This is a genomic window from Brevundimonas naejangsanensis, from assembly GCF_000635915.2.
Taxonomy (GTDB): Bacteria; Pseudomonadota; Alphaproteobacteria; order Caulobacterales; family Caulobacteraceae; genus Brevundimonas; species Brevundimonas sanguinis.
Genome location: NZ_CP015614.1, coordinates 1,051,907 through 1,076,872 on the forward strand (window position 1 = coordinate 1,051,907; position 24,966 = coordinate 1,076,872).

Annotated in this window: 22 protein-coding genes; 14 read left to right on the forward strand and 8 right to left on the reverse strand. The window is 68.0% G+C overall.

The genetic code is table 11. The features are described 5' to 3' along the window. Positions 1-103: 103 nt before the first annotated feature. On the forward strand, positions 104-2,539 hold the full coding sequence (gene hrpB, locus DA69_RS05005; protein ID WP_025977162.1) for an ATP-dependent helicase HrpB: 2,436 nt from the start codon (positions 104-106) through the stop codon (positions 2,537-2,539). Between the two features lie 17 nt (positions 2,540-2,556). On the opposite strand, the gene DA69_RS05010 is transcribed toward hrpB, so the two are convergent. Genes DA69_RS05010 through DA69_RS05020 form a run of 3 tightly spaced genes read right to left on the reverse strand, consistent with a single transcriptional unit; the run spans position 2,557 to position 5,589 of the window. Then, positions 2,557-3,369 (reverse strand): TrmH family RNA methyltransferase, encoded by an 813-nt coding sequence (locus DA69_RS05010; RefSeq protein WP_025977161.1) that lies wholly within the window; start codon positions 3,367-3,369, stop codon positions 2,557-2,559. After that, on the reverse strand, positions 3,369-4,265 hold the full coding sequence (locus DA69_RS05015) for a class I SAM-dependent methyltransferase (RefSeq protein ID WP_025977160.1): 897 nt from the start codon (positions 4,263-4,265) through the stop codon (positions 3,369-3,371). The genes DA69_RS05010 and DA69_RS05015 overlap by 1 nt, the downstream gene beginning before the upstream one ends. Positions 4,266-4,281: 16 nt before the next feature. Continuing rightward, complete coding sequence (locus tag DA69_RS05020; RefSeq protein WP_235599222.1) at positions 4,282-5,589, reverse strand: glycosyltransferase family 2 protein; 1,308 nt, start codon at positions 5,587-5,589, stop codon at positions 4,282-4,284. A 216-nt stretch (positions 5,590-5,805) separates the two neighbouring features. On the opposite strand from DA69_RS05020, the gene DA69_RS05025 reads away from it, so the two are divergent. Genes DA69_RS05025 through DA69_RS05040 form a run of 4 tightly spaced genes read left to right on the forward strand, consistent with a single transcriptional unit; the run spans position 5,806 to position 8,982 of the window. Then, a complete protein-coding gene (locus DA69_RS05025) occupies positions 5,806-6,438 on the forward strand; it encodes a TetR/AcrR family transcriptional regulator (RefSeq protein WP_025977158.1) in 633 nt (210 codons plus the stop codon). A 41-nt stretch (positions 6,439-6,479) separates the two neighbouring features. Then, on the forward strand, positions 6,480-7,232 hold the full coding sequence (locus DA69_RS05030) for an ABC transporter substrate-binding protein (RefSeq protein ID WP_235599223.1): 753 nt from the start codon (positions 6,480-6,482) through the stop codon (positions 7,230-7,232). After that, complete coding sequence (locus DA69_RS05035; protein WP_025977156.1) at positions 7,229-8,218, forward strand: FecCD family ABC transporter permease; 990 nt, start codon at positions 7,229-7,231, stop codon at positions 8,216-8,218. Before DA69_RS05030 ends, DA69_RS05035 begins: the two co-directional genes overlap by 4 nt. Continuing rightward, positions 8,215-8,982, forward strand: coding sequence for an ABC transporter ATP-binding protein (locus DA69_RS05040; protein ID WP_025977155.1), 768 nt, complete (start codon positions 8,215-8,217; stop codon positions 8,980-8,982). The genes DA69_RS05035 and DA69_RS05040 overlap by 4 nt, the downstream gene beginning before the upstream one ends. Here the strand turns inward: DA69_RS05040 and DA69_RS05045 are convergent. Next, on the reverse strand, positions 8,973-11,003 hold the full coding sequence (locus DA69_RS05045) for a lytic transglycosylase domain-containing protein (protein ID WP_235599224.1): 2,031 nt from the start codon (positions 11,001-11,003) through the stop codon (positions 8,973-8,975). The two genes, DA69_RS05040 and DA69_RS05045, sit on opposite strands and share 10 nt — an antisense overlap. Before the next feature lie 114 nt (positions 11,004-11,117). Here DA69_RS05045 and dapA point away from each other — a divergent pair, with 114 nt between their 5' ends. The 4 genes from dapA to prfB all read left to right on the forward strand — a co-directional run bounded on the left by dapA (position 11,118) and on the right by prfB (position 16,202). Further along, positions 11,118-12,002, forward strand: a complete 885-nt coding sequence (dapA, locus tag DA69_RS05050; RefSeq protein ID WP_025977153.1) for a 4-hydroxy-tetrahydrodipicolinate synthase — start codon at positions 11,118-11,120, stop codon at positions 12,000-12,002. Beyond that, on the forward strand, positions 12,002-12,472 hold the full coding sequence (smpB, locus tag DA69_RS05055) for an SsrA-binding protein SmpB (RefSeq protein WP_025977152.1): 471 nt from the start codon (positions 12,002-12,004) through the stop codon (positions 12,470-12,472). Before dapA ends, smpB begins: the two co-directional genes overlap by 1 nt. A 101-nt stretch (positions 12,473-12,573) precedes the next feature. Then, complete coding sequence (locus DA69_RS05060; RefSeq protein WP_029972487.1) at positions 12,574-14,964, forward strand: penicillin-binding protein 1A; 2,391 nt, start codon at positions 12,574-12,576, stop codon at positions 14,962-14,964. Between the two features lie 124 nt (positions 14,965-15,088). Beyond that, a protein-coding gene (gene prfB, locus DA69_RS05065; RefSeq protein ID WP_145915899.1) for a peptide chain release factor 2 occupies positions 15,089-16,202 on the forward strand; the annotation gives its coding sequence in 2 pieces (ribosomal slippage) (positions 15,089-15,157 and positions 15,159-16,202; 1,113 coding nt in all). Positions 16,203-16,274: 72 nt separating this feature from the next. Here the strand turns inward: prfB and DA69_RS05070 are convergent. The 3 genes from DA69_RS05070 to tyrS form a co-directional block, all read right to left on the reverse strand. Then, a complete protein-coding gene (locus DA69_RS05070; protein WP_025977149.1) occupies positions 16,275-16,850 on the reverse strand; it encodes a bactofilin family protein in 576 nt (191 codons plus the stop codon). Positions 16,851-16,983: 133 nt separating this feature from the next. Then, entirely contained in the window at positions 16,984-17,451 is a 468-nt protein-coding gene (locus DA69_RS05075; protein ID WP_025977148.1) for a peroxiredoxin, read from the reverse strand. A 10-nt stretch (positions 17,452-17,461) separates the two neighbouring features. Continuing rightward, positions 17,462-18,742: a tyrosine--tRNA ligase gene (gene tyrS / locus DA69_RS05080; RefSeq protein WP_025977147.1), complete on the reverse strand. Its 1,281-nt coding sequence runs from the start codon at positions 18,740-18,742 to the stop codon at positions 17,462-17,464. Positions 18,743-18,921: 179 nt separating this feature from the next. On the opposite strand from tyrS, the gene DA69_RS05085 reads away from it, so the two are divergent. Then, positions 18,922-20,061 (forward strand): anhydro-N-acetylmuramic acid kinase, encoded by a 1,140-nt coding sequence (locus DA69_RS05085; protein ID WP_029972486.1) that lies wholly within the window; start codon positions 18,922-18,924, stop codon positions 20,059-20,061. After that, on the forward strand, positions 20,061-21,017 hold the full coding sequence (locus tag DA69_RS05090; RefSeq protein ID WP_025977145.1) for a DMT family transporter: 957 nt from the start codon (positions 20,061-20,063) through the stop codon (positions 21,015-21,017). The genes DA69_RS05085 and DA69_RS05090 overlap by 1 nt, the downstream gene beginning before the upstream one ends. Positions 21,018-21,087: 70 nt before the next feature. Here DA69_RS05090 and DA69_RS05095 read toward each other — a convergent pair whose 3' ends face one another. Further along, positions 21,088-21,738: an alpha/beta hydrolase gene (locus tag DA69_RS05095; protein ID WP_003167032.1), complete on the reverse strand. Its 651-nt coding sequence runs from the start codon at positions 21,736-21,738 to the stop codon at positions 21,088-21,090. Between the two features lie 160 nt (positions 21,739-21,898). Between DA69_RS05095 and DA69_RS05100 the strand changes: the two genes are divergently transcribed. The 3 genes from DA69_RS05100 to sufB are packed head-to-tail and all read left to right on the forward strand — an operon-like array spanning position 21,899 to position 24,960. Next, positions 21,899-22,357, forward strand: a complete 459-nt coding sequence (locus DA69_RS05100) for an Rrf2 family transcriptional regulator (RefSeq protein WP_025977144.1) — start codon at positions 21,899-21,901, stop codon at positions 22,355-22,357. Continuing rightward, positions 22,354-23,490: a cysteine desulfurase family protein gene (locus tag DA69_RS05105; RefSeq protein ID WP_025977143.1), complete on the forward strand. Its 1,137-nt coding sequence runs from the start codon at positions 22,354-22,356 to the stop codon at positions 23,488-23,490. Before DA69_RS05100 ends, DA69_RS05105 begins: the two co-directional genes overlap by 4 nt. 3 nt (positions 23,491-23,493) lie before the next feature. Further along, positions 23,494-24,960, forward strand: a complete 1,467-nt coding sequence (gene sufB, locus DA69_RS05110) for a Fe-S cluster assembly protein SufB (RefSeq protein WP_025977142.1) — start codon at positions 23,494-23,496, stop codon at positions 24,958-24,960. Positions 24,961-24,966 lie beyond the last annotated feature (6 nt).

The following is a 24,966-nucleotide window of genomic DNA, read 5'->3' on the forward strand; positions in this document are numbered from 1 at the left end:
CGGGGACGCTAGCCATCTGAGGCCGTGCGCGCAACGCGGTTTACGAGGGATGACGCGCCGACGACGCTTTCGTGAACCCCTTGGAAGGCGCTACAGCCGCTTTATGTTGCCGATTCACGCCGTTCTGGAGCCGCTGAAGGCCGCCCTGGCCCAGACCTCTGCGGTCGTCCTGGCGGCCCCGCCGGGCGCGGGCAAGACCACGGTCGTGCCCTTGGCCCTGCTGGATCAGCCATGGCTGGCGGGCGGCAAGATTTTAGTCCTGGAGCCGCGACGACTAGCCGCGCGCGCCGCCGCTGATCGCATGGCCGCTAATCTTGGCCAAAAGGCTGGCGGAACCGTCGGTTATCGCACGCGTCTGCAGAGCCGGATCGGTCCGGACACCCGAATCGAGGTCGTGACCGAGGGCGTCTTCACGCGGATGATTCTCGACGACCCGGGCCTGGAGGGCGTCGGCGCCGTCCTGTTCGACGAATTCCACGAGCGCAGTCTGGACGCCGATCTGGGTCTGGCGCTGGCGCGCGACAGTCAGTCGGTGCTGCGCGACGATCTGCGTCTGCTGGTCATGTCGGCGACGCTCGACATCGCGGGGGTGTCGCGCCTGCTCGACGGCGCGCCAGTGATCGAGGCCGAGGGACGGATGTTCCCGGTCGAGACCCGCTATCTGGGCCGCAACCCGGTCGAACGGTTCGAGGAGGCCATGGCCAAGGCCGTGGTTCAGGCCCTGCACGAGCAGACCGGTTCGATCCTGGCCTTCCTGCCGGGGCAGGGCGAGATTCACCGCACCGTCCAGCGCCTGAACGAGCGGCTGCGTGATCCGTCGGTCGATGTCGTCGCCCTCTATGGCGCGCTCGACAAGGCCGAGCAGGACCGCGCCATCGAGCCCGCCGCGCCTGGCCGCCGCAAGGTGGTTCTGGCGACCTCCGTGGCCGAGACCAGCCTGACCATCGAGGGGGTGCGCGTGGTGATCGACGGCGGCCTGTCGCGCGTGCCCCGCTTCGAACCGTCCAGCGGCCTGACCCGGCTGGCGACGGTCAAGGTCAGCCGATCCTCGGCCGAGCAGCGGCGGGGCCGCGCGGGCCGGGTCGAACCGGGCGTCTGCTATCGCCTGTGGGACGAGGAACAGACGCGCGGCCTGGTCGCCCATCAGCGGCCGGAAATTCAGGAGGCGGATCTGACCGCCTTCGCGCTCGATCTGGCGCGTTGGGGGGCGAAGTCGGTCGAGGGGCTGGCCCTGCTGGACCCGCCGCCCGTTGGCGCCATGGCCGAGGCGCGCAGAGTGCTGGCCCGTCTGGGCGCGCTGGACGCCAAGGGCGACCTGACGCCGCACGGGCGACGGCTGACCCGCATCCCCTTGGCGCCGCGTCTGGCCCACATGGTCGCTGTCGCCTCAGATCAGGGCGATGCCCTGGGCGGGGCGAGGATCGCGGCGGTGCTCAGCGAGCCGGGCCTCGGCGGAAACGGCGTCGATCTGCACGAACGCCTCAAGGGACTGGAGCGGGACCGTTCGCCGCGCGGCCGCGACGCGATGAAGCTGGCTGAGCGCTGGGCGCGGGCGGCGGGCGGCGGCCGGGACGGCGAGCCGGACGCCGGCCTGCTGCTGGCCGAGGCCTTCCCCGAACGCGTCGCGCGCGCCAAGGGCAAGCCGGGCGAGGTGCTGCTGGCCTCCGGGCGCGGCGCCTTCATCGAGCCGACGGATCATCTGGCGCGCGAACCGTGGTTGGCGGTGGCGGAACTGGGCGGCGGAGACGCTCGCGACCGCATCCGTCTGGCGGCGGCGCTGGACGCCGCGACGCTGGAAGCCGATCTGGCGCATCTGATCGAGGTCGAGGACCGGCTGGCGCGCGAGCCTTCCGGCAAGCCGGTGATCCGCCGCATCCGGCGCATCGGCGCGTTGGTGCTGGACGAGAAAGTGGTCGGCGCGCCGGATCGGGCGACCATGACCGCGGCGCTGAAGTCGGAAATCGAAGCGGGCGGCCTCGGCGCCTTGAAGTGGGGCGAGCAGGCGGGAGCGCTGCGGGCGCGGCTGGCTTTCATGCGCGAGCTGGACGGCGCCTGGCCCGACGTTTCGGATGAGGGGCTGCTGGCGGCGCGCGAGGACTGGCTCTGGCCTCTGCTGGACGGTGCGCGATCGCTGGCCGACATCAGCGACGGCAAGCTGGCTGAAGCCCTGCGCGGACTGATCCCCTGGGATTTGCAGCGCAAGCTGGATGAACTGGCGCCGACGCGCCTGACCACGCCGCTGGGCAGCGCGGGCATCGACTATGCCGCCGAGGGCGGACCGCGTGTCGAAATCCGGGTGCAGGAACTGTTCGGCGTAAAGGCGCACCCGATGGTCGGCGGGGGCCGTGTGCCCCTGACGCTCAGCCTGCTGTCGCCCGCGCGGCGGCCGGTGCAGGTGACCAAAGACCTGCCGGGTTTCTGGGCAGGGTCATGGGCGGCGGTGCGCAGCGAGATGCGCGGCCGCTATCCGCGCCACCCGTGGCCGGAAGATCCGGCCAATGCGGCGGCGACCAGCCGGGCCAAGCCGCGCGGAACCTGACGCGGCATCAGCCCGCCTTACAGCCCTTCGCCATAGGCGGCGTCGGTCAGCGCATAGACCATGATGCCGGTGGCGATGGCCAGGTTCAGGCTGTCGGCCCGGCCGCGCATGGGGATCTTGACGTTCAGGTCGCAGGCGGCGGCCAGATCGTCGGTCAGGCCCGCCTGTTCATTGCCCATCATGATCAGGGCGGGGTGGCGCGCCGGGCTGTCGCGATAGCCGTGGGTGGCGTCCAGGCGGGTGCCGATGACGCTGCCGGGCCAAGAGGCGCGCCAGGCCAGGAACTCTTCACGCGTCGCCTTGCTGATGCTGACCGCGAAGACCGAGCCCATGGTCGCGCGCACCGCCTCGACCGAGAAGGGATCGACGCAATCGCCGATGAGGATGACGCCGCCGCAGCCGGCCGAGTCCGCTGTGCGGATGATGGTGCCCAGATTGCCCGGATCGCGCACCTGCTCCAGCGCCACCCAGCAGGGCTTGGCGTCGGGCTGGATGGCGTCCAGCGGCGTATAGACCTGTTCGAACACGCCCAGCACCGTCTGCGGATTGTCGCGACGGCTGATCTTTTCGAGGATGGCGTGGGTGACGACGATGATCTGCCCGCCGCTCTTCAGCGTCTCGGCCTTGGCTCGGTCCAGCAGGGGGTGGGGCCGGGCGTCCTGACCGACCAGCAGCATGACCGGGGCGCGCCCCTGATCCAGCGCCTCGCCGATGAACTTCAGACCCTCGGCGAGGAAGCGGCCCGTCGCCTCGCGCTCCTTGCGCATGTGCAGGGCGCGGACGGCCTTGATGGTGTCGTTGGTGAGGGAGGTGATGAGGCGTTCGGTCATCAGGCGCTCCATCGGGCGAAGAAGCTGAGGCCGATCGCGCGGGCGCTCTCGCCGTCCTCCGACAGGGCCAGTTCGCCCCAGTCGATGCGGCCGCCGCGATCATGCGTCGCCTCGGCCATCATATGCGCCAGCGACAGGCCCGAAATGCGCGCCGCATAGGCGTTCAGCAGCAGGAAGGAGGCGTCGTCGGACAGCAGGGCGGCGCAGCCCTTCAGCAGCCCCGGCATGTCCTCGAACAGCCGCCAGACTTCGCCATTGGCGCCGCGCCCATACTTCGGCGGGTCCAGGATGATGCCGTCATATTTGCTGCCGCGCCGCACCTCTCGCGCCACAAACTTGCGGGCGTCCTCGACGATCCAGCGGATCGGGCGGTCGGCCAGGCCGGAAAGTTCGGCGTTCTCGCGGGCGTAGGCCACGGATTTCTTGGAGGCGTCGACGTGGGTGACGTGGGCGCCCGCCGCCGCGCAGGCCAGGCTGGCCACGCCGGTATAGCCGAACAGGTTCAGAATCTTCGGCTGCTTCAGGGTGCGGACGCGGGCGTCCAGCCACTCCCAGTTGGCCGCCTGCTCGGGGAAGAAGGCCAGGTGCCGGAACGGGGTGAACCGCCCCATGAAGCGCACGTCGCGCCACTTTAGCGGAAAGGCGTCGATCGGCCCGTGTTGATCGAACCGCCAGCGACCGGAATCCTCTTCCTCCTGCTGGGGGTCGAACATGGCGTTGGCGCGCTCGAAGGCTGCCTCCTCATGAGGCTTCCAGAAGCACTGGGGCTCGGGGCGCACGACGGTGTAGCGGCCGTAACGCTCCAGCTTGCGGCCGTCGCCGCTGTCCAAAAGGGCGTAGTCCGACCACCCGCGGGTGACCAGGGTTTCGGGCGTGGAGGAAAGAACCGGAGCCATGCGCGCTGATAGGCGCTCAGGCCGCTGCTCGTCCAGCGTCGGGATAGGGGTCAGGAACGATGATCAGTTCTATATCGTCCTGATGCGGGGTCTTGTCCCAGCGGTGCGGTTCCAGCGCCAGCCGGACGGCGGCGTGCATGAAGGCCAGGCTCAACAGGAACCAATAAGGCAGGGAGGCCGCCATATCGAGCGGGCCATAGGGCGTCCCGGCGATCCGCGCGCCGCGGTATTTGGTGATCCAGGCGGCTGCGACCCCCACGATCAGCACCGCCCATCCCAGAACGGAAAGGGACGGCAGTTGCCGGTCCATGGCCGACATCAGGCAAACCACGGCGACCCAGGCCATGCAGCCGGCATGGACCGCCGCCGATCCCAGGCCGGCGCCGATGGTCATGATCAACGCCGCCCAGCCGCGCCAGCCCATTCCCTCGGTCCAGCGCGTGTGCACCGCCAACGTCTGCAGATAGCCTTTCAGCCAGCGCGTCCGCTGCGGCAGCCAAAGGCGCACCGGACCGGGCGGCGTCTCATAGGTGGGCCGGCTGATGACGCCCAGTCGATATCCGGCACGCCAGATCCTGAAGCCAAGATCGGCGTCCTCGGTCACGTTCCAGGAGTCCCACCCGCCTAGCGCCCTCAGCACCGAAACGCGGAAATGATTGCTGGTCCCGCCCAGCGGAAAGGGCAGGCCAAGCCGAACCATGGCGGGCAGGGTGATCTCGAACAGGGCGGCGTATTCGGCGGCGAATTGGCGGTCGAGCAGGGGGTGAGGGCTGGTCTTCTGGCGACTGCGGATGCGCAGCGGAGCCTGAACGCAGGCCAGGCTGTCGCCCTCATCGCGAAACTTCATCGCCGCTTCCTTCAGTTGCAGCGGATCGGGGTCGTCTTCCGCGTCGTAGATGGTCAGGAAGTCGCCGGTCGCTCGCGCCAGGGCGTAGTTCAACGCGCGTGGCTTGGTCTTCGGCGTGCCGGGCGGCACCACCAGCACGCTCAACCAGTCGGGCAGCTCCAGCTGCGACGCTGCGGCGATCGTGGCGTGATCATCCGCTTCAAGCGCCAGGAAGCCTTGCAGGCGGTCACGGGGATAATCGATCTCATCCAGTCGCTCGACCAGATGGGGCAATATCTGCGCCTCGTGATAAAGCGCAGCTACGACGGTGTAGCGGGGCCAGTCCTCATGACGCCAACTGGAAGACAGGGCCGCCCTCGGCGCGCGGGCCTGAACCGCGATTAGGCCCAGCCGCCACGCCGCCAGCGCCAGAAAAGCGATCTGTGTCGATACGAGGAGCCATCCGGCCAGACGCGGCACAGCGGCGGCGCTGGTCATGCTCAGCGCCAGCGCGACGCCTATGGAGATCGCCTGAACGCGCGTCAGGGTGATGCGCGCTGACTCTGTCCTTGATTGTTGACAACCCACCACGCCCTCGTCCGATTTAACGCAATGTTAATATCATTGATATCCCAAAGCTTGGGTTTGGCTAGAGGGGTTGGTCGAGTTAACCTCGCCTCGGGACTCGGGTCCCTCGTTCAAGGAGCCAGTTGATTGTCGATCTCCACGACTTCCACGTCGCGATCGAACCGCAAGGCCAAGGGAGACGGGCACGAACGCCGGGCCGAGATCCTGACGGCGGCCGAACGCATCTTTGTCGAAAGCGGCTACGACGGCGCCACGATCCGCAAGATCGCCGATGAGGTGGGCCTGTCCTCGACGGCGCTCTACATGCATTTCGCCGATAAGAGCGAAATCCTGAACGAGATTTGTAGGAATACCTTCGAAAGGCTGGCCGAGCGCAACCGCAGCATCCTGGCGGATACGGAACCCTCGCTGGCGCGCCTGCGCCGGATCGCCGAGAGCTATGTGGCTTTCGGCCTGGAGCATCCCAACGCCTACCGCCTCGCCTATCTCACGCCGACGGCCGAGACCCGCCACGGGGCCGAGACCATTGCGCAGAAGGCGGGAGGAGAATTGTTTGAGGCCGTGGTGTCAGTTGTCGAAGACGCCGTGGAGCAGGGCGTCCTGCGCGGGGACGCGCGGATACAGGCGCAGGTCATCTGGGCTTGCGTGCACGGTCTGGTCTCCTTGCTGATCACCAAGCCCTATTTCGACTGGGCGGACCGCGAGGTTTTGATCCGCACTCAGTTGGACGTGCTGTTCAATGGGCTGGCCGCCCGGTGAGGCGATGCTGCTGCGGACTCGTCCTCCTGATCACCGCAACCTTGGCGACCGCAACCCAGGCGCGGCCGCTGCGGGTGATGGCGTTGGATCAGTGCGCCGATCAGTTCGTCCTGGCCCTCGCGCCTGACGCGGAGCTCGCCCTGTCGCCGCGCGCCGACGATCCCGATGCATGGATGCGACAGGCGGCGAATGGGCGGCGGATGGTTCGTCCGACCCTGGAGGCCGCGACAGGATTTCAGCCGGACGTGGCGGTTCGTTACTGGGGCGGCGATGCACGGCTTTTGAACGCGCTCGATCGGCGTGGAGTGCGCACGGTCGGCATCGACGACGCCACGGACATGGAGGGAATCAAAGCCAACATCCGCAAGGTGGCGGCCGCACTGGATCGCCGCGCGCGCGGCGAGGCCCTGATCCGCCAAATGGAGACGCGGCTGACGCAGGCGTCGGGCGCGGGGCGGGGGCGGGCGGCTGTCTATGTCACGGCCAGCGGCTTCACCAGCGGGCCGGGCTCGCTGATGGACGCCATCCTGCGCGCGGCCGGGTTCCGCAACGGGGTGATTCAGCCCGGCTATCAGCCGCTGGGGCTGGAGCGGGTGCTGCTTTCGCCGCCTGCGCTGTATGTGAAGGGATTCTTCGACCTGGCGCGGTCGGACTGGCGCGGCGCCGGGCGCCATCCAGTCATGCGCCGGGCGACAGCGGAACGCACGGCGGCCAGCCTGCCCGGCGCGGCCCTGACCTGTCCCGCGTGGTTCGCGGCGGACGCAGCTGCTCTGCTGGCGGAGCAGGCGAAATGACCGGCGCCGCGAGACTGAATATCGGCCTGGGTTTGGCCCTGGTCGCCGCGCTCGGCGTGGCGGTGACCCTGGGAGAAACCGCTTTCAGCGCGGGGCAGTACGCCGAGGGGTTTTCTAATCCTGCGTCCGGTCCGGGCGAGGTGCTGTGGTTGGTGCGGGCGCCGCGCGCGGTCTGCGCTCTGCTGGTCGGCGCGGCGCTCGGCCTGGCCGGGGCGGTGATGCAGGGACTGTTGCGTAATCCGCTGGCCGAGCCGGGGGTGCTGGGCGTGTCGGCGACCTCGGCTCTGGCCGCGGCGACCGCTATTGTTCTAGGGCTGGCCGCCATACCCGGCGCCGTCGAAAGCGCGGCCCTGTTCGGCGCGGCCGTCGGCGGCGGCCTGCTGATCGCCCTGGCGGCGCGGGTGCGAGCGCCTGAGGCGCTGATCCTGTTCGGCGTGGCCCTGTCCAGTTTCGCAGGCGCCCTGACGGCCCTGATCTTCAACCTGTCGCCCTCGCCGATCGCCTCGGCCGAGGTGATGAACTGGCTGCTGGGATCGGTCGAGAACCGCAGTTGGAACGATGTCGCCTGGGTGGCGCCGGCGCTTCTGATCTCGGCGTTTCTGGCGAGAAGCGCGTCGCCGGGGCTGAGGATGCTGACGCTGGGCGAGGAGGCGGCGCGGGCGTCCGGCCTGTCGATGGGGCGGATGCGAGTGCTGGCCCTGGCGGCGGCGTCGCTGGCCGCAGGCGCGGCGGTGGCCGTTGCCGGCGTCATCGGCTTCGTCGGCCTGGCGGCGCCGCATCTGGTGCGGGCGGCGGTTCGCGGCGATCCGGGACGGTTGCTGGCGCCCTCGGCTCTGGCGGGCGGCTTGATGCTGGTGCTGGCCGATCTTATGGCGCGGATGCTGCCGACGGATCAGGAGCTGAAGCTGGGGGTGTTCACCGCCCTGGTCGGCGCGCCGCTGTTCGCCCTGATCGCATGGCGGGCGGCGCGGGAGTGGCGGCTGTGAGCGGGCTGCTGGAGCTTGAGAACGCCCACGCGCGCCTCGGCGGGGTCGAGGTTTTGAAAGGCGCGTCCTTCGTTGTCCGGCCAGGCGAAGTCGTCGCCCTGTGCGGACCGAACGGGGCGGGCAAGTCGACGGCGGTTCGCGCCGCCCTTGGCTTGGCCCCGCTGACCGAAGGGACCGCTCGTCTGGGCGACCACGAGGCCCGACGCCTGTCGGAACGCCAGCGCGGCGAGCGCGCGGCCTATCTGCCGCAGGACCGTTCCATCGCCTGGAACCTGCCGGCCGTCGAGGTGGCGGCGCTGGGCGCGCCTTTTCTGACCGGGGGGGCGGCTCTCGAGCGCGCCCGCGCCGCGTTGGACGAGGTCGGCGTCGGCCATCTGGCCGATCGCGGCGTGGCCGATATGTCGGGCGGCGAACGCGCACGCGTGCTTCTGGCCCGCGCCCTGACGGTTCCGGCGCCTCTCTTGGTCGCCGATGAGCCGATCGCCGGTCTGGACCCGGACGCCCAGCTGCTGGTGCTGGAGCGGCTGCGCGCGCGCGCCGACGCAGGGCGCGGGGTCCTGGTCAGCCTGCACGACCTCAGCTTGGCGGCGCGTTTCGCCGATCGGGTCGTGGTGCTGGACCAAGGGCGCACGGCGGCGGAAGGCGCGCCGACCGAGGCCCTGTCGCCCAGCATCCTGAAGACCGTCTTCAACCTCGACGCCGTATGGCTGGAGGCGTCAGAGGGGCCGTGGCTAGCGGCCCGTCGCGCGTCACATCACGGCTGATAGGCGCGCGGTCCGGCGTTCGGCGGCGTGCCGCGCGCCAGGTCCGCCGACGGCGTCAGCGGGGCAGAGCCGCCGTTCAGCCGGGCGCGATAGACCTGCATGTTCTCCATCACCCGCATCATGTAGTTGCGCGTCTCGGTGAAGGGGGCGCACTCGATGAAGTCGATGGGATCGACCTGGGCCTGACGCGGGTCGCCGCAGCGGGCGGTCCACTGCGGCGGACGGGCCGGTCCGGCGTTGTAACCGACAGAGGCCAGCAAGGGCGATCCGCCGAAGTTGTTGATCAGCTCGCCCAGGTGATAGCTGCCCAGGGTCATGTTGATCTCCGGGTCCCAGAGCTGCTCTGAGTTGAACGAGCGGCCCATGCGACGCGCCACGCCCTGCGCCGTCGCGGGCAGAAGCTGCATCATGCCGCGCGCATCGGCGTGCGAACGGACCAGCGGATCGAAGCTGGATTCCTGACGGGTAATGGCCAGGGCGAACTCGTTCGGCGCCATGCCCGCGACCTGTTGCGGCAACTGAATCGGATACATCCGCTCGGGCATGACGAAGCCGCGCTGGCTGGCGGCGCGACCGACCATCATCGAGCCGAACTGGTCGCCATAGCCCTGCATCAGGTCGAACAGCTGCGCCAGGTCGTAGGGCGACGGCAGGGTATCATCCAGATGATAGGCGAACACCCGCATCAGCGTCTTCTCGCCGATCTGGCCCAGGATGCGGGTGGCCCGCACCACTTCATTGCCCTCGAAGCGGTTGACGTCTTCCGGCGCCGGCGCCGGTTCGCCCGGCAGGGTCAGGGTCGTCGCCCCGGCCTTTTCCGCCGCCAGCTGGCCATAGAAGGTCTGCCAGTGCTCGGCGCCCGCCTGATACCAGCGCTGGGCGCCCTCGCGGTCGCCGCGCGCCTCGGCCGCCCGGCCCAGCCAGTACAGGGCGCGCCCTTGCGTGATCGGGGTCGAGGAGGCGTTGCGCAGGGCCTCGAAATGCTGGGCCGCCGTGGCCGGATCATTGAGCTTGGTCAGGGCCACCCAGCCGGCGAAGAACTCGGCGTCGACCTTGCGCTCGCCCGAGGGGAAGCCGTGGCCGTTCATGGCGGCGTAGGCGGCGCGCGCGTCGCCCTGCTGCAGGGCGTCCAGGAAGTAGTTGCGGCGTTCGCTCCACAGGGTGTTCTGACCGTCCGCGTGCGACGGCGCGGCGGGCAGGGCCGACAGGAGCGGGAAGGCTTCGGACTGGCGCCCGGCCGAGCGCAGCAGGCGCACCCGCTCGAGCACCACGGCCGGGTCGTTGGCCTGCGAAGGCGACAGACCGCCGACGATGGCGTCGGGGGCGTAGGCGGTCCGAAGCGCCATCACCGTGTTGGCGATCGTCTGACGGTCGGCCGGGACCAGGGCGACCATGGCGCGCGTCGCCGGGCCGTGCGGCCCCAGCAGCAGCATGTTCAGCCGCGCCACATGATCGTCGCTGGTCAGCCACCCGCTCCAGCGCGAATAGATGCGGCTTTGCTGAGCTTCCTCAAAGCTCTGGGTGCGCCACCAGTCGCGAATCAGCGCCTGGGCCTCCTGGCGGCGGCCGGTCTGCTCCAGCGCGCCGGCCAGGGCGATGGCGCCCTGGGCCGTGGTCGGGGCGGTCCCGTTGAAGAAGGCGATGACGGCGTCCGGCGACTGGCCAGCCATGTCCAGCGCTCGCTCGCCGGCTGCTCTGCGCGATTCGCCGCGCGGCCAGTTCGCCAGGTCGGTCTGCGCCCGCGCCAGGTCGCTGTAGGACATCTGCCTGTCAGAGGTGTCGACCAGCGCCCACTCGACCAGCTTGCGCGCCGAGGGGTCGGAAATCCGGGCCATGACGGCCTGCGTGCCGACCACGTCGCGGGCTCGCGCGGCGGTCAGTCCCTGCTGCACCAGGGCGGCGTCCTGGCTGCTGATGATTCCGCCCTGGCTGGCGGAGTAGGGGGCAGGCGTGCTGTTCAGCACGTCCTGAGCCGGGGGAGTCAGAATCGCCAAGGCGGCGGCCACGGTCGTCGCGATCATTAGATATCTGATCCTCATTCATCTTTGGTTGCGGCCAGGCGGCGGGCAACCTACCCTTTGCCGATTAGTGACGGGCGGACCGCCGCCCATTCTCCGCGCAGGTATGTTGTTCCCATGACCGCCCCCTTGTTCAAGGGCGTGATCACCGCCCTGATCACACCTCTTCGTGACGGAAACGTGGACGAGGCCGCTTTCGAGCGCCTGTTGGAGCGCCAGATCGCCGCTGGGGTTCACGGCGTCGTGCCGATGGGCACCACGGGCGAGAGCGCCACCCTGCATCTGGATGAGCACAAGCGCGTGGTCGAACAGTGCGTCGCCATCGCCGCTGGTCGCATCCGCGTCATCGCCGGGGCGGGCTCGTCCGCCACGGACAAGGCGATCGACCTGACCCGTTTCGCCAAGACGGTCGGCGCCGACGGCGCCCTGGTCGTGACCCCCTATTACAACCGCCCGTCGCAGGTCGGAATGCAGGCGCATTTCGAGGCGGTGGCGGACGCCGTGCAACTGCCGATCCTGCTCTACAACGTGCCGGGGCGTACGGGGGTGGACCTGTCGAACGAGACGGTGGCGGCCCTGGCGGCGCATCCGAACATCGTCGGCATCAAGGACGCCAGCGCCGATGTGGCGCGGGCCAGCTGGATGCGGGCCAATATCGACGGCGCCTTCGACCTGATCTCGGGCGATGATTCCAGCTATCTTGGCTATGCCGCGCACGGCGGCGTCGGCGTCATTTCCGTGACCTCTAACGTCGCGCCTGAGGCGATGGTCGCCCTGCATGACGCCATCCAGGCCGGGGATTTCGCCGCCGCGCGCTCGTGGCAGGAACGGCTGATCGGTCTGCACAAGGCGCTGTTCCTCGACAACTCGCCGTCCCCGACCAAATACGCCCTGGCTAAGATGGGCCTGTGCACGCAAGAGGTTCGCCTGCCGCTGTCGCTGACGGCCGACGCGGTGCGGCCCGCCATCGACGAGGCGCTGGCCGCCGCTGGAGTCGCCTGATGGCCGCCGACGCCCCCAAACAGAAGACCATCGCCGAAAACCGACGCGCGCGCTTCGACTACTTCCTCGAAGATCATATCGAAGCCGGGCTCCAGCTGCGGGGCACCGAGATCAAGGCTTTGCGCGACGGCCGGGCCAATATCGCCGAGAGCTATGTCTCGCCCGAGGGGCGCGAGATGGTGCTGATCAACGCCGACATCCCGCCCTATAAGATGGCGAACCGCTTCAACCATGAGCCGCGCCGTCACCGTAAGCTGCTGCTGCACCGCAAGCAGATCGACAAGCTGATCGGCGCAGTCCAACGCGAAGGGCGCACCATCGTCCCTGTGCGCCTCTATCTGAATGAGGCGGGCAAGGCGAAGCTGGAGATCGCCCTGGCCAAGGGCAAGAAACTGCATGACAAACGCGAGACGGCGGCCGAGCGCGACTGGCAGCGCGACAAGGCGCGCCTGCTGCGCGACAAGGGATAAGTGCGGTTCCGCTTTGCGCGCCGCGCGACGCGCGATAAACGAGCGATGATGGGGTGCGTCTTGCGGAGTTCGTGGTGAAGATAGCCGAACGCTGGTTCGTCATGGCGGGCGTAGCCCTGCTGGGCGCTATCGCCCTGGCCGGGGTGGTGGTGGCCATCTACGCCGCCTGGGTCCTGCACGACATGCCGGACGCCTCTGAACTGGCGGACTATCGCCCCGCGACGGCGACGCGCGTCTATGCCGGCGACGGCACCCTGATCGGCGAGTTCTCGGACCAGCGGCGCATCTACGTCACCTATGACCAGGTGCCGCAGACGGTCGTGCACGCCTTCCTGGCGGCCGAGGATCAGAACTTCTTCAATCACGGCGGCATCGACGTGTCCGGCATCGGCCGGGCCATGTTCAAGAACGTGTTCAACGTCATGTCGGGCAAGCGGCTGGAGGGCGGCTCGACCATCACCCAGCAGGTGGCCAAGAACGTCCTGCTGACCAGTGAGACCAGCCTGAACCGCAAGCTCAAGGAAGCCGTCCTCTCCAGCCGTCTGGAAGCGACGCTGACCAAGGAGCAGATCCTCGAACTGTATCTGAACGAGATCTACCTGGGCTATCGCTCCTATGGCGTGGCTTCGGCGGCCTATAACTATTTCGGCAAGTCGCTGGATCAGCTGACGCCGGACGAGGCGGCCTTCCTGGCGGCCCTGCCCAAGGGGCCGACCAACTATCACCCGAAACGTTATCCGGCTGCTGCGCTGGGTCGTCGGAACTGGGTGCTGGGCGAGATGGCCGACAACAAATGGCTGTCCGACGAGCAGTTGAAGACAGCGCTGGCCCGTCCGCTGAACACCCGCTCTGCGCCCCGTCGAGCCGAGTACGCCGACGCCGACTTCTTCGTGGAGGAGGCGCGTCGTCGCGCCATCGCCCTGTTCGGTCAGGAAGAGGTCAATCGTGGCGGCTACTACCTGCGCACGACGCTTGATCCGCAGCTGCAGTCGGCGGCGCGTGACGCCCTGATGCGCGGGCTTGAGGACTATGACCGTCGACACGGCTGGCGCGGCGCCTGGGGCACGACCGACTTCGCCGACGGCTGGCAGGCCGAGGCGCAGAAACGCACGACCCCGCCCGAGCGCCGCTCGTGGCAGGCGGCCGCCGTTGAAAGCGTCAGCGGGGGCTCAATCCGCGTCCGCACGGCCAAGGACGATCAGGCGGGCGCGCTGCGCGCCGCCGATGTGGCCTGGTCCAACGCCGGACGTCGCCCGCTGAAGCGCGGCGACCTGATCTTCGTCGAGCGCCAGAACGGCCAGTTCGCCCTGAAGCAGGTCCCGGCCGTCAACGGCGCCCTGGTTGCGATCGAGCCGCAGTCGGGCCGCGTCCTGGCGATGGTCGGCGGCTATTCCTACGCCCTGTCCAGCTTCAACCGCGCGACCCAGGCGAAGCGCCAGCCGGGCTCGGCCTACAAGCCCTTCGTCTATGCGGCGGCGCTGGAAGGCGACTTCACCCCGGCCTCGATCGTGCTGGATGCGCCGATCAGCTTCCCGGGCGGCCCCGGCGGCCGCGCCTGGACGCCTCAGAACTACAGCCGCCAGTTCTATGGACCCCAGACGCTGCGGCGCGGGCTGGAGCTGTCGCGCAACGTCATGACCGTGCGCCTGGCGCAGGCGGTGGGCATGAAGAACGTCGTCGACCTGTCGAAGAAGATGGGCGTCGTGGACGACATGTCGCCGAACCTGGCCATGTCGCTGGGGGCCGGGGAAACCACGCCTTACCGCATCACCGCCGCCTATGCCGCCTTCGTCAACGGCGGGCGCCGCATCGATCCCTATCTCATCGAACTGGCTCAGGACCGGAACGGCCAGACCATCCACCGCGCCGACCGTCGCCAGTGCCGCGACTGCGGCCGGGGCTTCAGCGGCCAGGAATCGCCCCGCCTTCAGGATCGCGGGACCCAGGTGATCGACCCCATCACCGCCTATCAGATGACCTCCATGCTGGAGGGCGTGATCCAGCGCGGCACCGGCGCTCGCGCTCGCAGCCTGGGCCCGTGGGTCGGCGGCAAGACGGGCACCACCAATGAATATCGTTCGGCCTGGTTCGTCGGCTTCTCGGCCGACATCGTGGTCGGCGTCTTCGTCGGCTTCGACGACAACCGTTCGCTGGGCGGCGGTGAAGCCGGGGCCTCGACCGCCGTGCCGATCTTCATCGACTTCATGGAAGACGCGCTGAAGGAGCGGCCTGCGCGGCCGTTCGTGAAGCCGAAGAACGCCATTTTCCGCACCGTCAACGGCATCGAAGAGGCCTTCCGCCCGGGCACTGAGCGTCAGCTGCGCGAAGAAGCGCCGCCGCCGGCCCAGCCCGAAGGGCCGCAGAACTATTACGACGTCATCCGTCGTGAGCAGGAGGTCCGCTCCCAGACCCCGACGCCGACCGCGCCGCCTCCGGCTGCGCCGCCGCCGCCGAAGAAGGAGCCGGCCGAGGACTTGAGCGGCCTTTACTGAGGCTCTAGGTAAGCCATCAACCCGGCGCGCCTGCTTTCAGGCGCGCCGTTTCACCTGTCCTTCCCTATCGGACGCGCGTCGCGCGGTCCTGGTTGCGGGGGACTTCCGTTCGCAGGAGTTTGCGATGAGATCGGATGTCGAGGCCATGAAGGCCGACATCGAGCAGAGCGTCGCTCTGCTCAGGAGGCGACTTTGACTGGGATGTCGCTCTAAGAAAGCTCGATGAGCTGAACGCGCGGGTCGAGGATCCGACGCTGTGGGACAATCCCGAACAGGCCCAGGCCGTCAGCCGCGAACGCTCGCGTCTGGAAGTTCAGGTCAACGCCGTCAAGGAGATGGAGCAGGGTCTCGAAGACGGGATCATGCTGGCCGAAATGGCGGACGAAGAGGGCGACGAAGCCACCCTCGAAGAAGCGCGTGAACAGCTGAAGTCCATCAAGGACCGTGCCGCGCGCGCCGAACTGGAAGCCCTGCTGTCCGGCGAGGCTGACGGCAACGACGCTTATCTGGAGGTCAACTCCGGCGCGGGCGGCACCGAGTCCAACGACTGGGCGGGCATTCTGCTGCGGATGTACAGCCGCTGGGCGCGCTCGCACGGCTATGAGGTCGAGCTTCAGGAAGAAGAGTCCGGCGAACAGGTCGGCATCAAGTCGGCGACCCTGCTGATCTCCGGACCTAACGCCTATGGCTGGCTGAAGTCCGAATCGGGCGTCCACCGTCTGGTGCGCATCAGCCCCTATGATGCGGCGGCCAAGCGGCACACGTCGTTCGCCTCGGTCGGGGTCTCGCCCGTCGTCGACGACAGCATCGAGATCGAGATCAACCCGTCGGACGTGCGCACGGACACCTATCGCGCATCGGGCGCGGGCGGTCAGCACGTCAACAAGACGGACTCGGCGGTGCGTCTGACCCACATTCCGACCAATACCGTGGTCGCCTGTCAGGCGGGCCGCTCGCAGCACCAGAACCGCGACCAGGCCTGGAAGATGCTGCGCGCGCGTCTGTACGAGCTTGAGCTTCAGAAGCGTGAGGCTGCGGCCCAGGCTCTGGCTGACGCCAAGACGGACATCGGTTGGGGCCACCAGATCCGATCCTATGTCCTGCAGCCGTATCAGATGGTGAAGGACCTGCGCACCGAGGTCGAAACCTCGGACACGCAAGGCGTTCTGGACGGCGACCTGGACCAGTTCATGGGCGCGGCGCTGGCGGCTCGGGTGGGCGAAACCCGCGAGGGCTGACCCGCCTGACCGGTGCATAAAAAAGGGCGGCCTTTGCGGGCCGCCCTTTCTCGTTGTCAGCACTCGCGCCGATCAGGCTGCAGGCTTGGTTTGGATCGGGGCCTCGACCTTGGCGTCCGTCTTGGCGGGCGCAGGCTTTTCGGCCGCAGCAGGGGTCTCCAGCATATTGGCGCCCGGCGTGTCGCGCTTGGCCTGGGTGCAGCGGCCCTGGAACCAGGCGCCCTGTTCGATCGACAGCTGCTCCTGGGTGATGTCGCCCTCGACGCGCGAGGTGGCGAACAGCTTGACCTGCTTGGCGACGATGGCGCCCGAGACGCGGCCGCGCACCTCAAGGATGTCGGCGTGCACCGTGCCCTCGACCGCGCCGCCTTCGCCGATCACCACGCGCACCACGCGGATGTCGCCTTTCAGAGAGCCGTCGACCTGAAGTTCGCCTGCGCCGGAGATGTTGCCCTCATACTTTACGCCCGCCGATAGGGTCGAAAGGCTGGAGGAACGGGCGGCGGGGCGAGCCGGTTCAGGCGCGCGCGCAGGCGCAGCGGCGATCGGGGCGGCGGGCTCCGGCTTGGGCTGGACCGGCTCAGGCGGCTTGGGAATGCCCATTCCGCCAGAGGGGTTGTTGTCGAACGGTTTGTTCTTATTGAACATTCATGCTCTCCGCGTCACGCCGCGATTATCGGCGTTTGGTCAATGTCAGCCCCTGAGGATGCAATCCCTGGCGACACTTAGCGCGGGCTGAGGCGGAGAGGTCAAGCGGGGCCTTCCGAACCCCGCTCGCCGATCAAAGCGCTTCGACGGCGGCCAGAACCTCTTCGGCGTGGCCCTTGACCTTGACGTTGCGCCAGGCGCGGCGGACCGCGCCCTGGCCGTCGATCAGGAAGGTGGCGCGCTCAATGCCCATATATTCGCGGCCGTAGAGCTTCTTCTGCACCCACACGCCCCAGGCTTCGGTGACCACGCCGTCCTCGTCCGAGCCGAGCACGACCTTGAGGTCATGCTTGGCCTTGAAGCGGTCCAGCTTCTTCACCGTGTCGCGCGACACCCCGATCACGACCGCGTTCGCCGCCGCGAACCGGTCGATCAGGGCCGAGAAGTCCTGACCTTCGGTCGTGCAGCCGGGCGTGTCGGCCTTGGGGTAGAAGTAGAGCACGACGTTCTTGCCCCTCAGCCCGTCCAGCGACACGCGCCCGCCGCCGTCTGTCGCCAGATCGAAAGCAGGGGCGGGCGTATTTTCGGTGATGTCGGTCACAGCGCTCTCCTTAAACCGGGCGCACCAGCACTAGCTTCTTCTTGCCGGCGCCGAGCTTCAGCACGCCGTCCGCGTTCAGGTCGGCCTCTTCAATCAGGCGGGCGCCGTCGTTGACGACCTCGTCGTTCAGGCGAAGACCGCCGCCCTGGGCCAAACGACGCGCTTCGCCATTGGAGCTGCTGAGACCCGCCTTGGTCGTGACGGCGGCGATCATGGCGCCAATCACCTCGTCGCGCGGCAGTTCGACGGTCGGCAGGTCGGCCGACAGCTGACCCTTCTCGAAGGCGGCTTCAGCGGCCGCGCGCGCGGCCTGTGCGGCCTCGGCGCCGTGCAGCATGGAGGTGGTCGCGTCGGCCAGCGCCTTCTTGGCGTCGTTGATCTCGGCGCCTTGAAGCGCCTCATAGCGCTCTATCTGATCCAGCGGCAGGTCGGTGAACAGGCGCATGAAGCGGCCCACGTCGCCGTCTTCGGTGTTGCGCCAGTATTGCCAATAGTCGAACGGCGACAGGGCGTCGGCGTTCAGCCACACGGCGCCGCCGACCGTCTTGCCCATCTTCTGGCCCGAGGCGGTGGACAGCAGCGGCGTGGTCAGGCCGAAGGCGGCCTTGTGGTCCACCTTGCGGGTCAGTTCGACGCCGTTTATGATGTTGCCCCACTGGTCCGAGCCGCCCATCTGCAGCGAACAGCCATAGCGTCGGTTCAGCTCCAGGAAGTCGGTCGCCTGCATCAGCATGTAGTTGAACTCTAGGAAGGTCAGCGGCTGCTCGCGATCCAGGCGCAGCTTGACCGAATCGAAGCTCAGCATCCGGTTGATGGTGAAGTGCGTGCCGTAGTCGCGCAGGAACTGCAGGTAGCCCAGCTGCGACAGCCACTCGTCGTTATCCAGCATGATGGCGTCGGTCGGGCCGTCGCCGAAGGTCAGGAATTTCTCGAACACGCCTTTGATGCCGGCGATGTTCTCGGCGATCTTTTCCTCGGTCAGCAGGGGGCGCTGGGTGTCCTTGAACGAGGGGTCGCCGACCTTGGTCGTGCCGCCGCCCATCAGGACGATCGGCTTGTGTCCGGCCTGCTGAAGACGACGCAGCAGCATGATCTGGATCAGGTGGCCGACGTGCAAGCTGGGCGCCGTCGCATCGAAACCAATATAGCCCGTGACCACGCCCGACGCGGCCGCCTCATCCAGTTCGACCGGGTGGGTGATCTGGTGGATATAGCCGCGCGCCTTCATCAGGCGCAGGAAGTCCGATTTGAAGGCGGTTTCGGAAACGGTTTGGGTCGTGGGCTCGGTCATGGTCGGGTCCGTAGCATCAGAACCGGCGGCCGTCTTCCGAGGAATAATGCCGCCGAGGGAAGGGCGGCAAGGATCGCGGCCGCTCTCTAGTAGAGGCCGTAGTAATAGGCGGCGAAAAGGGCCGGTTGCGCGATCATGGGCGCTAGCTACGTCGCCCCCGACGTGGCAGTCAAGCCGCCATGACGACCTCCCCGAAAAAGACCCTGCGCGTGCTTGGATTCATGACCGGCACCTCGCTCGACGCCGTGGACATGGCGGTGATCGAAACGGACGGCCACGACATCCTGTCTTTCGGCCCCGCCGGCGAGATGAAACTGGACGCAGAGAGCCGCGCCATCATTGAGGACGCCATCGACGACGCCTTCGATTGGGAGCGCGACGAAGAAGAACCGGACAGCTTCGAAGACGCCCGCATGGCGGTGGCCGATGCGCATCTGGCCGCCGCGCTCGGCTTCATGGCGGTGAACGGGGTGAAGTCCAGTGCGCTGGATCTGGTCGGCGTCCACGGCCAAACGGTGCTGCACGAGGCGCCGACGCCCGACCTGCAGGGCCGCACCGTCCAGCTTATCGACGCCGCCAGTGTGGCCGAAGGGCTGGGGGTCCCCGTCGCCTATGATTTCCGCAGCGCCGACGTGGCGGCGGGCGGGCAGGGCGCGCCGCTGGCGCCGATCTATCACGCAGCGCTGGTCCGCAAGGCGGGGATGGAGGGGCCTGTCGCTGTGCTCAATCTGGGCGGGGTCGGCAACATCACCCTGATCCGCGCCGACGGCGACTTGGAGGCCTTCGACACCGGCCCGGCCAACGGCATGGTCGATCTGTTGGTCCAGTCGCGCATGAAGAAGCGGATGGACGAGGGCGGTCGTCTGGCGGCGGCGGGAACGGTCGATCAGGCTGTGCTGGACGCCTATCTAGCCCATCCCTATTTCGCCGCGAGCGGCCCGAAGTCCCTGGATCGTTTCGACTTCTCGCTGGAGCCGGTGGCGGATTTGTCGCTGGAAGACGCCGCCGCCACCCTGACCGCCTTCGCGGCGCAGGCCGTGGCCCTGGCCGTCGCCCGCTGTTCGGAGCAGGCGAAGGAGATCGTCGTTTGCGGCGGCGGGCGTCATAATCCGGCGCTGCTGGCCGCGATCCGCGAGCGCGTCGGCGTCCCTATCTCGACCGCCGAGGACATGGGCTGGCGCGGCGACGCGATCGAGGCCGAGGCCTTCGCCTTCCTGGCCGCGCGCTGTCGTCTGGGCCTGCCGATCAGCTTCCCCGGCACGACAGGCGTTCCGGCCCCTATGACCGGCGGCCGGATTGTCGAACCGGGAGCCGAATAATGGCGGCGTCTTCGCGTTTCTGGGGCGTCGCCAGCGGTCTGGCGGCGGGCGCTCTGTGGGGGCTGGTCTTCCTGGCGCCGAAGATGGTCCCCGAGGCCTCGCCCCTGCTGCTGACGGCGGGTCGCTACCTCGCCTATGGCCTGATCGCGGTCTTGCTGATCGCGCCCCGCTGGCGGCGGGTGACGGCCGCCCTGACGCGCGAAGCGTGGGGCGCGCTGGTCTGGCTGAGCCTGGCGGGGAACCTGGTCTACTTCGCCTTCCTGGTGGTCAGCGTGCATTACGCAGGCGTGGCGGCCTCGGCCCTGATCGTCGGCATGGTGCCCGTAGTCGTGGCCCTATGGGGCCTGCGAGACAACGATTCGCCGCCGCTGTCGCGCGTCGCGCCGCCCATCGCCGTGGCGGCGCTCGCGGTCGGTCTGATCGGGTGGCAGTCCTTGAGCCAGGGCGGCGGCGCCGCGGCGCAAAGCGGCACGGCCACGCTGATCGGTCTGGGGTGCGCCCTGGCTGCCCTGCTGTCCTGGACCGCCTTCGCCGTCGGCAACAGCCGCTGGATGGGGCGCCTGCCCGACGTCACCCCGCATGAGTGGTCGTTGCTGACCGGCGTGGTCACAGGAGGGCTGGCGCTGGTGCTGGTCATCCCGTCGCTGTTCACGTTGGGCGGCATGACGGATGACGCCTGGCTGCGTCTGATCGGCGTCAGCGCGGGCGTGGCGATCTTCGCCTCGGTCATCGGCAACGCCTTCTGGAACCAGGCCAGCCGCCTGCTGCCCCTGACCATGCTCGGCCAGATGATCGTGTCCGAGACCCTGTTCGCCTTTATCTACGGCTTCATCTGGGAACAGCGCGGCCCGACCGTGATCGAGATCGTCGCCATGATCCTGATGATCGTGAGCGTCGTCTGGTGCGTCCGCGCTCACCGTCCGGCGGCTGTGGCCGCTGCGGAAGGCGAACACTGACGAACGGCGCAATTAGAAACGGCGCCCCGAAGATCAGGACGCCGCTTCAATCAGGATATCGCTATGCCGATCAGGCCGGCTTTTCTTCCAGCCGCTTGTCCAGATAGGCGCCGACGCGGCGCTCGACCGCGCCGATGTGGTCCTGCCAGAAGTGGGTCGCGCCTTCTTCCAACTCGTAGTCGATGACGATGCCCTTCTGGGTGCGCAGCTTGTTCACCACGCGCTCGACATCGGCGGGCGGCACCACGGTGTCGGCCGTGCCGTGCAGGAACAGGCCCGAAGCCGGGCAGGGGGCCAGGAAGCTGAAGTCATAGATGTTTGACGGCGGGGACACCGAGATGAAGCCGTCGGTTTCGGGGCGACGCATCAGCAGCTGCATCCCGATATAGGCGCCGAACTGATAGCCGGCGACCCAGGTCTGGGTGGCGGCGGGGTTGTTGGCCTGCAGCCAGTCCAGCGCCGTCGCTGCGTCGGCCAGCTCGCCGATGCCGCTGTCGAACTCGCCCTGCGACTTGCCCACGCCGCGGCTGTTGTAGCGCAAGGTGGCGAAGCCGCGCTGGACGAACAGCTGGTGCATCGTCAGGGCGACGGGGTTGTTCATATGCCCGCCCGCCTTGGGGTGGGGGTGCAGGATCAGGGCGATCGGCGCGTCGGGACGCTTGCCAGGAGAGTAGCGGCCTTCGATGCGGCCGGAGGCGCCAGGCAGGATGACTTCAGGCATGGATGGCGGTCCCTACGATCAACAGTGGTTTCGCGAGCGGATAATACTTGACCACACAGGTAGGACTTTCTAAGTCCCCCCCTGCACGATGCGCTCGCCAGCAAGGCCGGGGGTCTTAGCACAGCGAGCCTGAAAAGCGGTAGAATTTTGAGGTATTGGGATGCGTCTGTCGACCAAGGGACGTTACGCCGTCATGGCGATGGCCGATCTGGCGAAGAACGGCGCCGATCGGGCCGTCTCCCTGGCTGAAATCGCGGCGCGTCAGGAAATCTCGCTCAGCTATCTGGAACAGCTTTTTGCGCGCCTGCGCAAAGGCGGTCTGGTCAAGAGCGTGCGGGGGCCGGGCGGCGGCTATCGGCTGGCCAAGGCGGCGGGCGAGATGGTCGTGGCCGACATTGTTCTGGCCGTTGATGAGCCGATCCGCGCCACGCGCTGCGCCGCCCACGGCACGCCGCGTGGCTGCATGACGGGCGGCGCCCGCTGCATCACCCATGACCTGTGGGAAGATCTGGGCGCAGAGATTCATCGCTATCTAGCCGGGGTCAGCCTCGCCGACGTGGTCGAGAAGCGGACGGGCCGGGCGCGCGTCGGCGCGGACTCGATGGAGGCCGCCGCATGAGCGTTTACCTCGACTACAACGCCTCCGGCCTGGTTCGTCCTGAGGTTCAGGACATCATGGCCAAGGCCTTGGCCGACAACGGCAATCCATCGGCGGTCCACGCCGCCGGACGTCGCGCACGAGCACGCGTCGAGACGGCGCGGGCGCAGGTGGCCGATCTGGTCGGGGCCGATCAGACGGCGATCATCTTCTCTTCGGGCGGCACCGAATCCAATGCTCAGGCCATCCATAGCGCCCTGGCCGCCGGCTGCGAGCGGCTGATCGTCAGCGCGACCGAGCACCCTTGCGTGGCCGAGGCCGCCGCCGTCAGCGGCGCGCCGGTCGAGGTGCTGCCGGTGGATTCGAACGGCGTGGTCGATCTGACCTGGCTGGCCGAGGCGCTGGCGCGCCCGGGTCGCGCGGTCGTCGCCATCCATCACGCCAACAATGAAAGCGGCGTGATCCAGCCGATCGCCGAGGCGGCGAAGCTGGTCCATGCGGCGGGCGGCTGGCTGCACGTCGACGCCATTCAGTCGGCGGGCAAGGTTCCGGTGACGATGAAGGCGCTGGGCGCCGACAGCCTGACCCTCTCGGCGCACAAGCTGGGCGGGCCGCAGGGCGTGGGCGCTTTGGTGCTGAAGGACGGCGTGTCGGCCGTCCGCATCCTGCACGGCGCGGGCCAGGAGCGCGGGCTGCGCGCCGGGACCGAGAACGTGCCGGGCATCGCCGGTTTCGGCGTCGCGGCCGACTGCGCCGCGCGCGATCTGGACGCCGCCATGACGCATGTCGTCTGGCGCGATGCTGCCGAGGCTAAGGTCAAGGCTGCGGGCGCGACGATCATCGGCGGCGCGGTGGAGCGTCTGCCCAACACCCTGTTTATGGCGGTTGAGGGCTGGGACAGCCCGCAGCAGCTGATCACCCTCGACCTTGTCGGGGTCATGGTGTCTGCCGGTTCGGCCTGCTCGTCCGGCAAGGTCAAGCCGTCCAAGGCGATCAGCGCCATGGGTCTTCATCACCTGGCGACCGGGGGCGTGCGCGTCTCCGGCGGCTGGGGCACGACCGAGTCGGACTGGACTCGCTTCGCCGATGCCTGGGTCGCGGCCTGGGAAAAGCATAGTGCGCGCCTGATTGAGCGCGCTAAGGAAGTCGCGTAAATTATGGCTATTGTTCAGGAAACCATCGACACAGTCGCCGCTCTCGAAAAATATGAGCACGGCTTTACGTCGGACATTGAGACGGAATATGCGCCGCGCGGCCTGAGCGCCGACATCGTCCGCTTCATCTCCGAGAAGAAGGGCGAGCCGGAGTGGATGCTGGAATGGCGCCTGGCCGCCTATGAGCGCTGGCTGGCGATGGAGGAGCCGACCTGGGCGGCGGTGAAATACGAGCCCGTCGACTATCAGGACCTCTACTACTACGCCGCGCCGGTGAAGAAGGAGGGGCCGAAGTCGCTGGACGAAGTCGATCCCGAACTGCTGGCCGTCTATGAAAAGCTGGGCATCCCGCTGAAGGAGCAGGAGGTCCTGGCAGGGGTCGAGGGCGCGCCGCGTTATGCCGTGGACGCCGTTTTCGACAGCGTCAGCGTGGTCACCACCTTCAAGGAGGAGCTGGCCAAGCACGGCGTGATTTTCATGCCGATTTCCGAGGCCTTGCGCGAATATCCTGATCTGGTGCGTCAGTATCTCGGCACGGTCGTGCCGGTCAGCGACAACTATTTCGCGGCCCTGAACAGCGCGGTCTTTTCCGACGGCAGCTTCGTGTACATTCCGCCGGGCGTGCGCTGCCCGATGGAGCTGTCGACCTATTTCCGCATCAACGCCAGCCAGACCGGCCAGTTCGAGCGCACCCTGATCATCGCCGACAAGGGCTCTTACGTCTCCTATCTGGAAGGCTGCACCGCGCCGATGCGCGATGAAAACCAACTGCACGCAGCGGTCGTGGAGATCGTCGCCCTGGACGACGCCGAGGTGAAATACTCGACGGTCCAGAACTGGTACCCCGGCGACGCTGAGGGCAAGGGCGGCATCTACAACTTCGTCACCAAGCGCGCCGACTGTCGCGGCGACCGCTCCAAGGTCAGCTGGACGCAGGTTGAAACCGGCTCGGCCGTCACCTGGAAATACCCATCTTGCATCTTGAAGGGCGAGGAAAGCTCGGGCGAGTTCTATTCCATCGCCATCACCAACGGCCATCAGCAGGCCGACACCGGCACCAAGATGATCCACCTGGGCAAGAACAGCCGCAGCCGCATCATCGCCAAGACGGTTTCGGCCGGTAAGTCGGATTCGACCTATCGGGGCCTGGTGTCGATCCACCCCAAGGCGACCGGCGTGCGCAACTTCACCCAGTGCGACAGCCTGCTGATCGGCAAGGAGTGCGGCGCCCACACCATTCCCTACATCGAGGTCCGCAACGGCTCGGCCCAGCTGGAGCACGAGGCGACCACCACCCGCCTGTCCGAAGCCCAGCTCTTCTACGCCCAGCAGCGCGGTCTGTCGGAAGAGGAGGCCGTGGCCTTGCTGGTCAACGGTTTCGTCCGCGATGTCCTGCAGGAATTGCCGATGGAGTTCGCCGTAGAAGCCCAGAAGCTGGTGGCGATCAGCCTCGAAGGCTCGGTCGGCTGAGTGAGT

Bases quoted from the DNA above. Each gene is read 5' to 3' on its own strand.
- DA69_RS05010 (WP_025977161.1), bottom strand. From the start codon at position 3,369: ATGACCGAACGCCTCATCACCTCCCTCACCAACGACACCATCAAGGCC.
- DA69_RS05085 (WP_029972486.1), top strand. From the start codon at position 18,922: ATGACGACCTCCCCGAAAAAGACCCTGCGCGTGCTTGGATTCATGACC.
- DA69_RS05090 (WP_025977145.1), top strand. From the start codon at position 20,061: ATGGCGGCGTCTTCGCGTTTCTGGGGCGTCGCCAGCGGTCTGGCGGCG.
- DA69_RS05095 (WP_003167032.1), bottom strand. From the start codon at position 21,738: ATGCCTGAAGTCATCCTGCCTGGCGCCTCCGGCCGCATCGAAGGCCGC.
- DA69_RS05015 (WP_025977160.1), bottom strand. From the start codon at position 4,265: ATGGCTCCGGTTCTTTCCTCCACGCCCGAAACCCTGGTCACCCGCGGG.
- sufB (WP_025977142.1), top strand. From the start codon at position 23,494: ATGGCTATTGTTCAGGAAACCATCGACACAGTCGCCGCTCTCGAAAAA.
- DA69_RS05060 (WP_029972487.1), top strand. From the start codon at position 12,574: ATGGCGGGCGTAGCCCTGCTGGGCGCTATCGCCCTGGCCGGGGTGGTG.
- hrpB (WP_025977162.1), top strand. From the start codon at position 104: ATGTTGCCGATTCACGCCGTTCTGGAGCCGCTGAAGGCCGCCCTGGCC.
- DA69_RS05105 (WP_025977143.1), top strand. From the start codon at position 22,354: ATGAGCGTTTACCTCGACTACAACGCCTCCGGCCTGGTTCGTCCTGAG.
- smpB (WP_025977152.1), top strand. From the start codon at position 12,002: ATGGCCGCCGACGCCCCCAAACAGAAGACCATCGCCGAAAACCGACGC.
- DA69_RS05035 (WP_025977156.1), top strand. From the start codon at position 7,229: ATGACCGGCGCCGCGAGACTGAATATCGGCCTGGGTTTGGCCCTGGTC.
- DA69_RS05100 (WP_025977144.1), top strand. From the start codon at position 21,899: ATGCGTCTGTCGACCAAGGGACGTTACGCCGTCATGGCGATGGCCGAT.
- DA69_RS05070 (WP_025977149.1), bottom strand. From the start codon at position 16,850: ATGTTCAATAAGAACAAACCGTTCGACAACAACCCCTCTGGCGGAATG.
- DA69_RS05020 (WP_235599222.1), bottom strand. From the start codon at position 5,589: ATGACCAGCGCCGCCGCTGTGCCGCGTCTGGCCGGATGGCTCCTCGTA.
- tyrS (WP_025977147.1), bottom strand. From the start codon at position 18,742: ATGACCGAGCCCACGACCCAAACCGTTTCCGAAACCGCCTTCAAATCG.
- DA69_RS05045 (WP_235599224.1), bottom strand. From the start codon at position 11,003: ATGATCGCGACGACCGTGGCCGCCGCCTTGGCGATTCTGACTCCCCCG.
- dapA (WP_025977153.1), top strand. From the start codon at position 11,118: ATGACCGCCCCCTTGTTCAAGGGCGTGATCACCGCCCTGATCACACCT.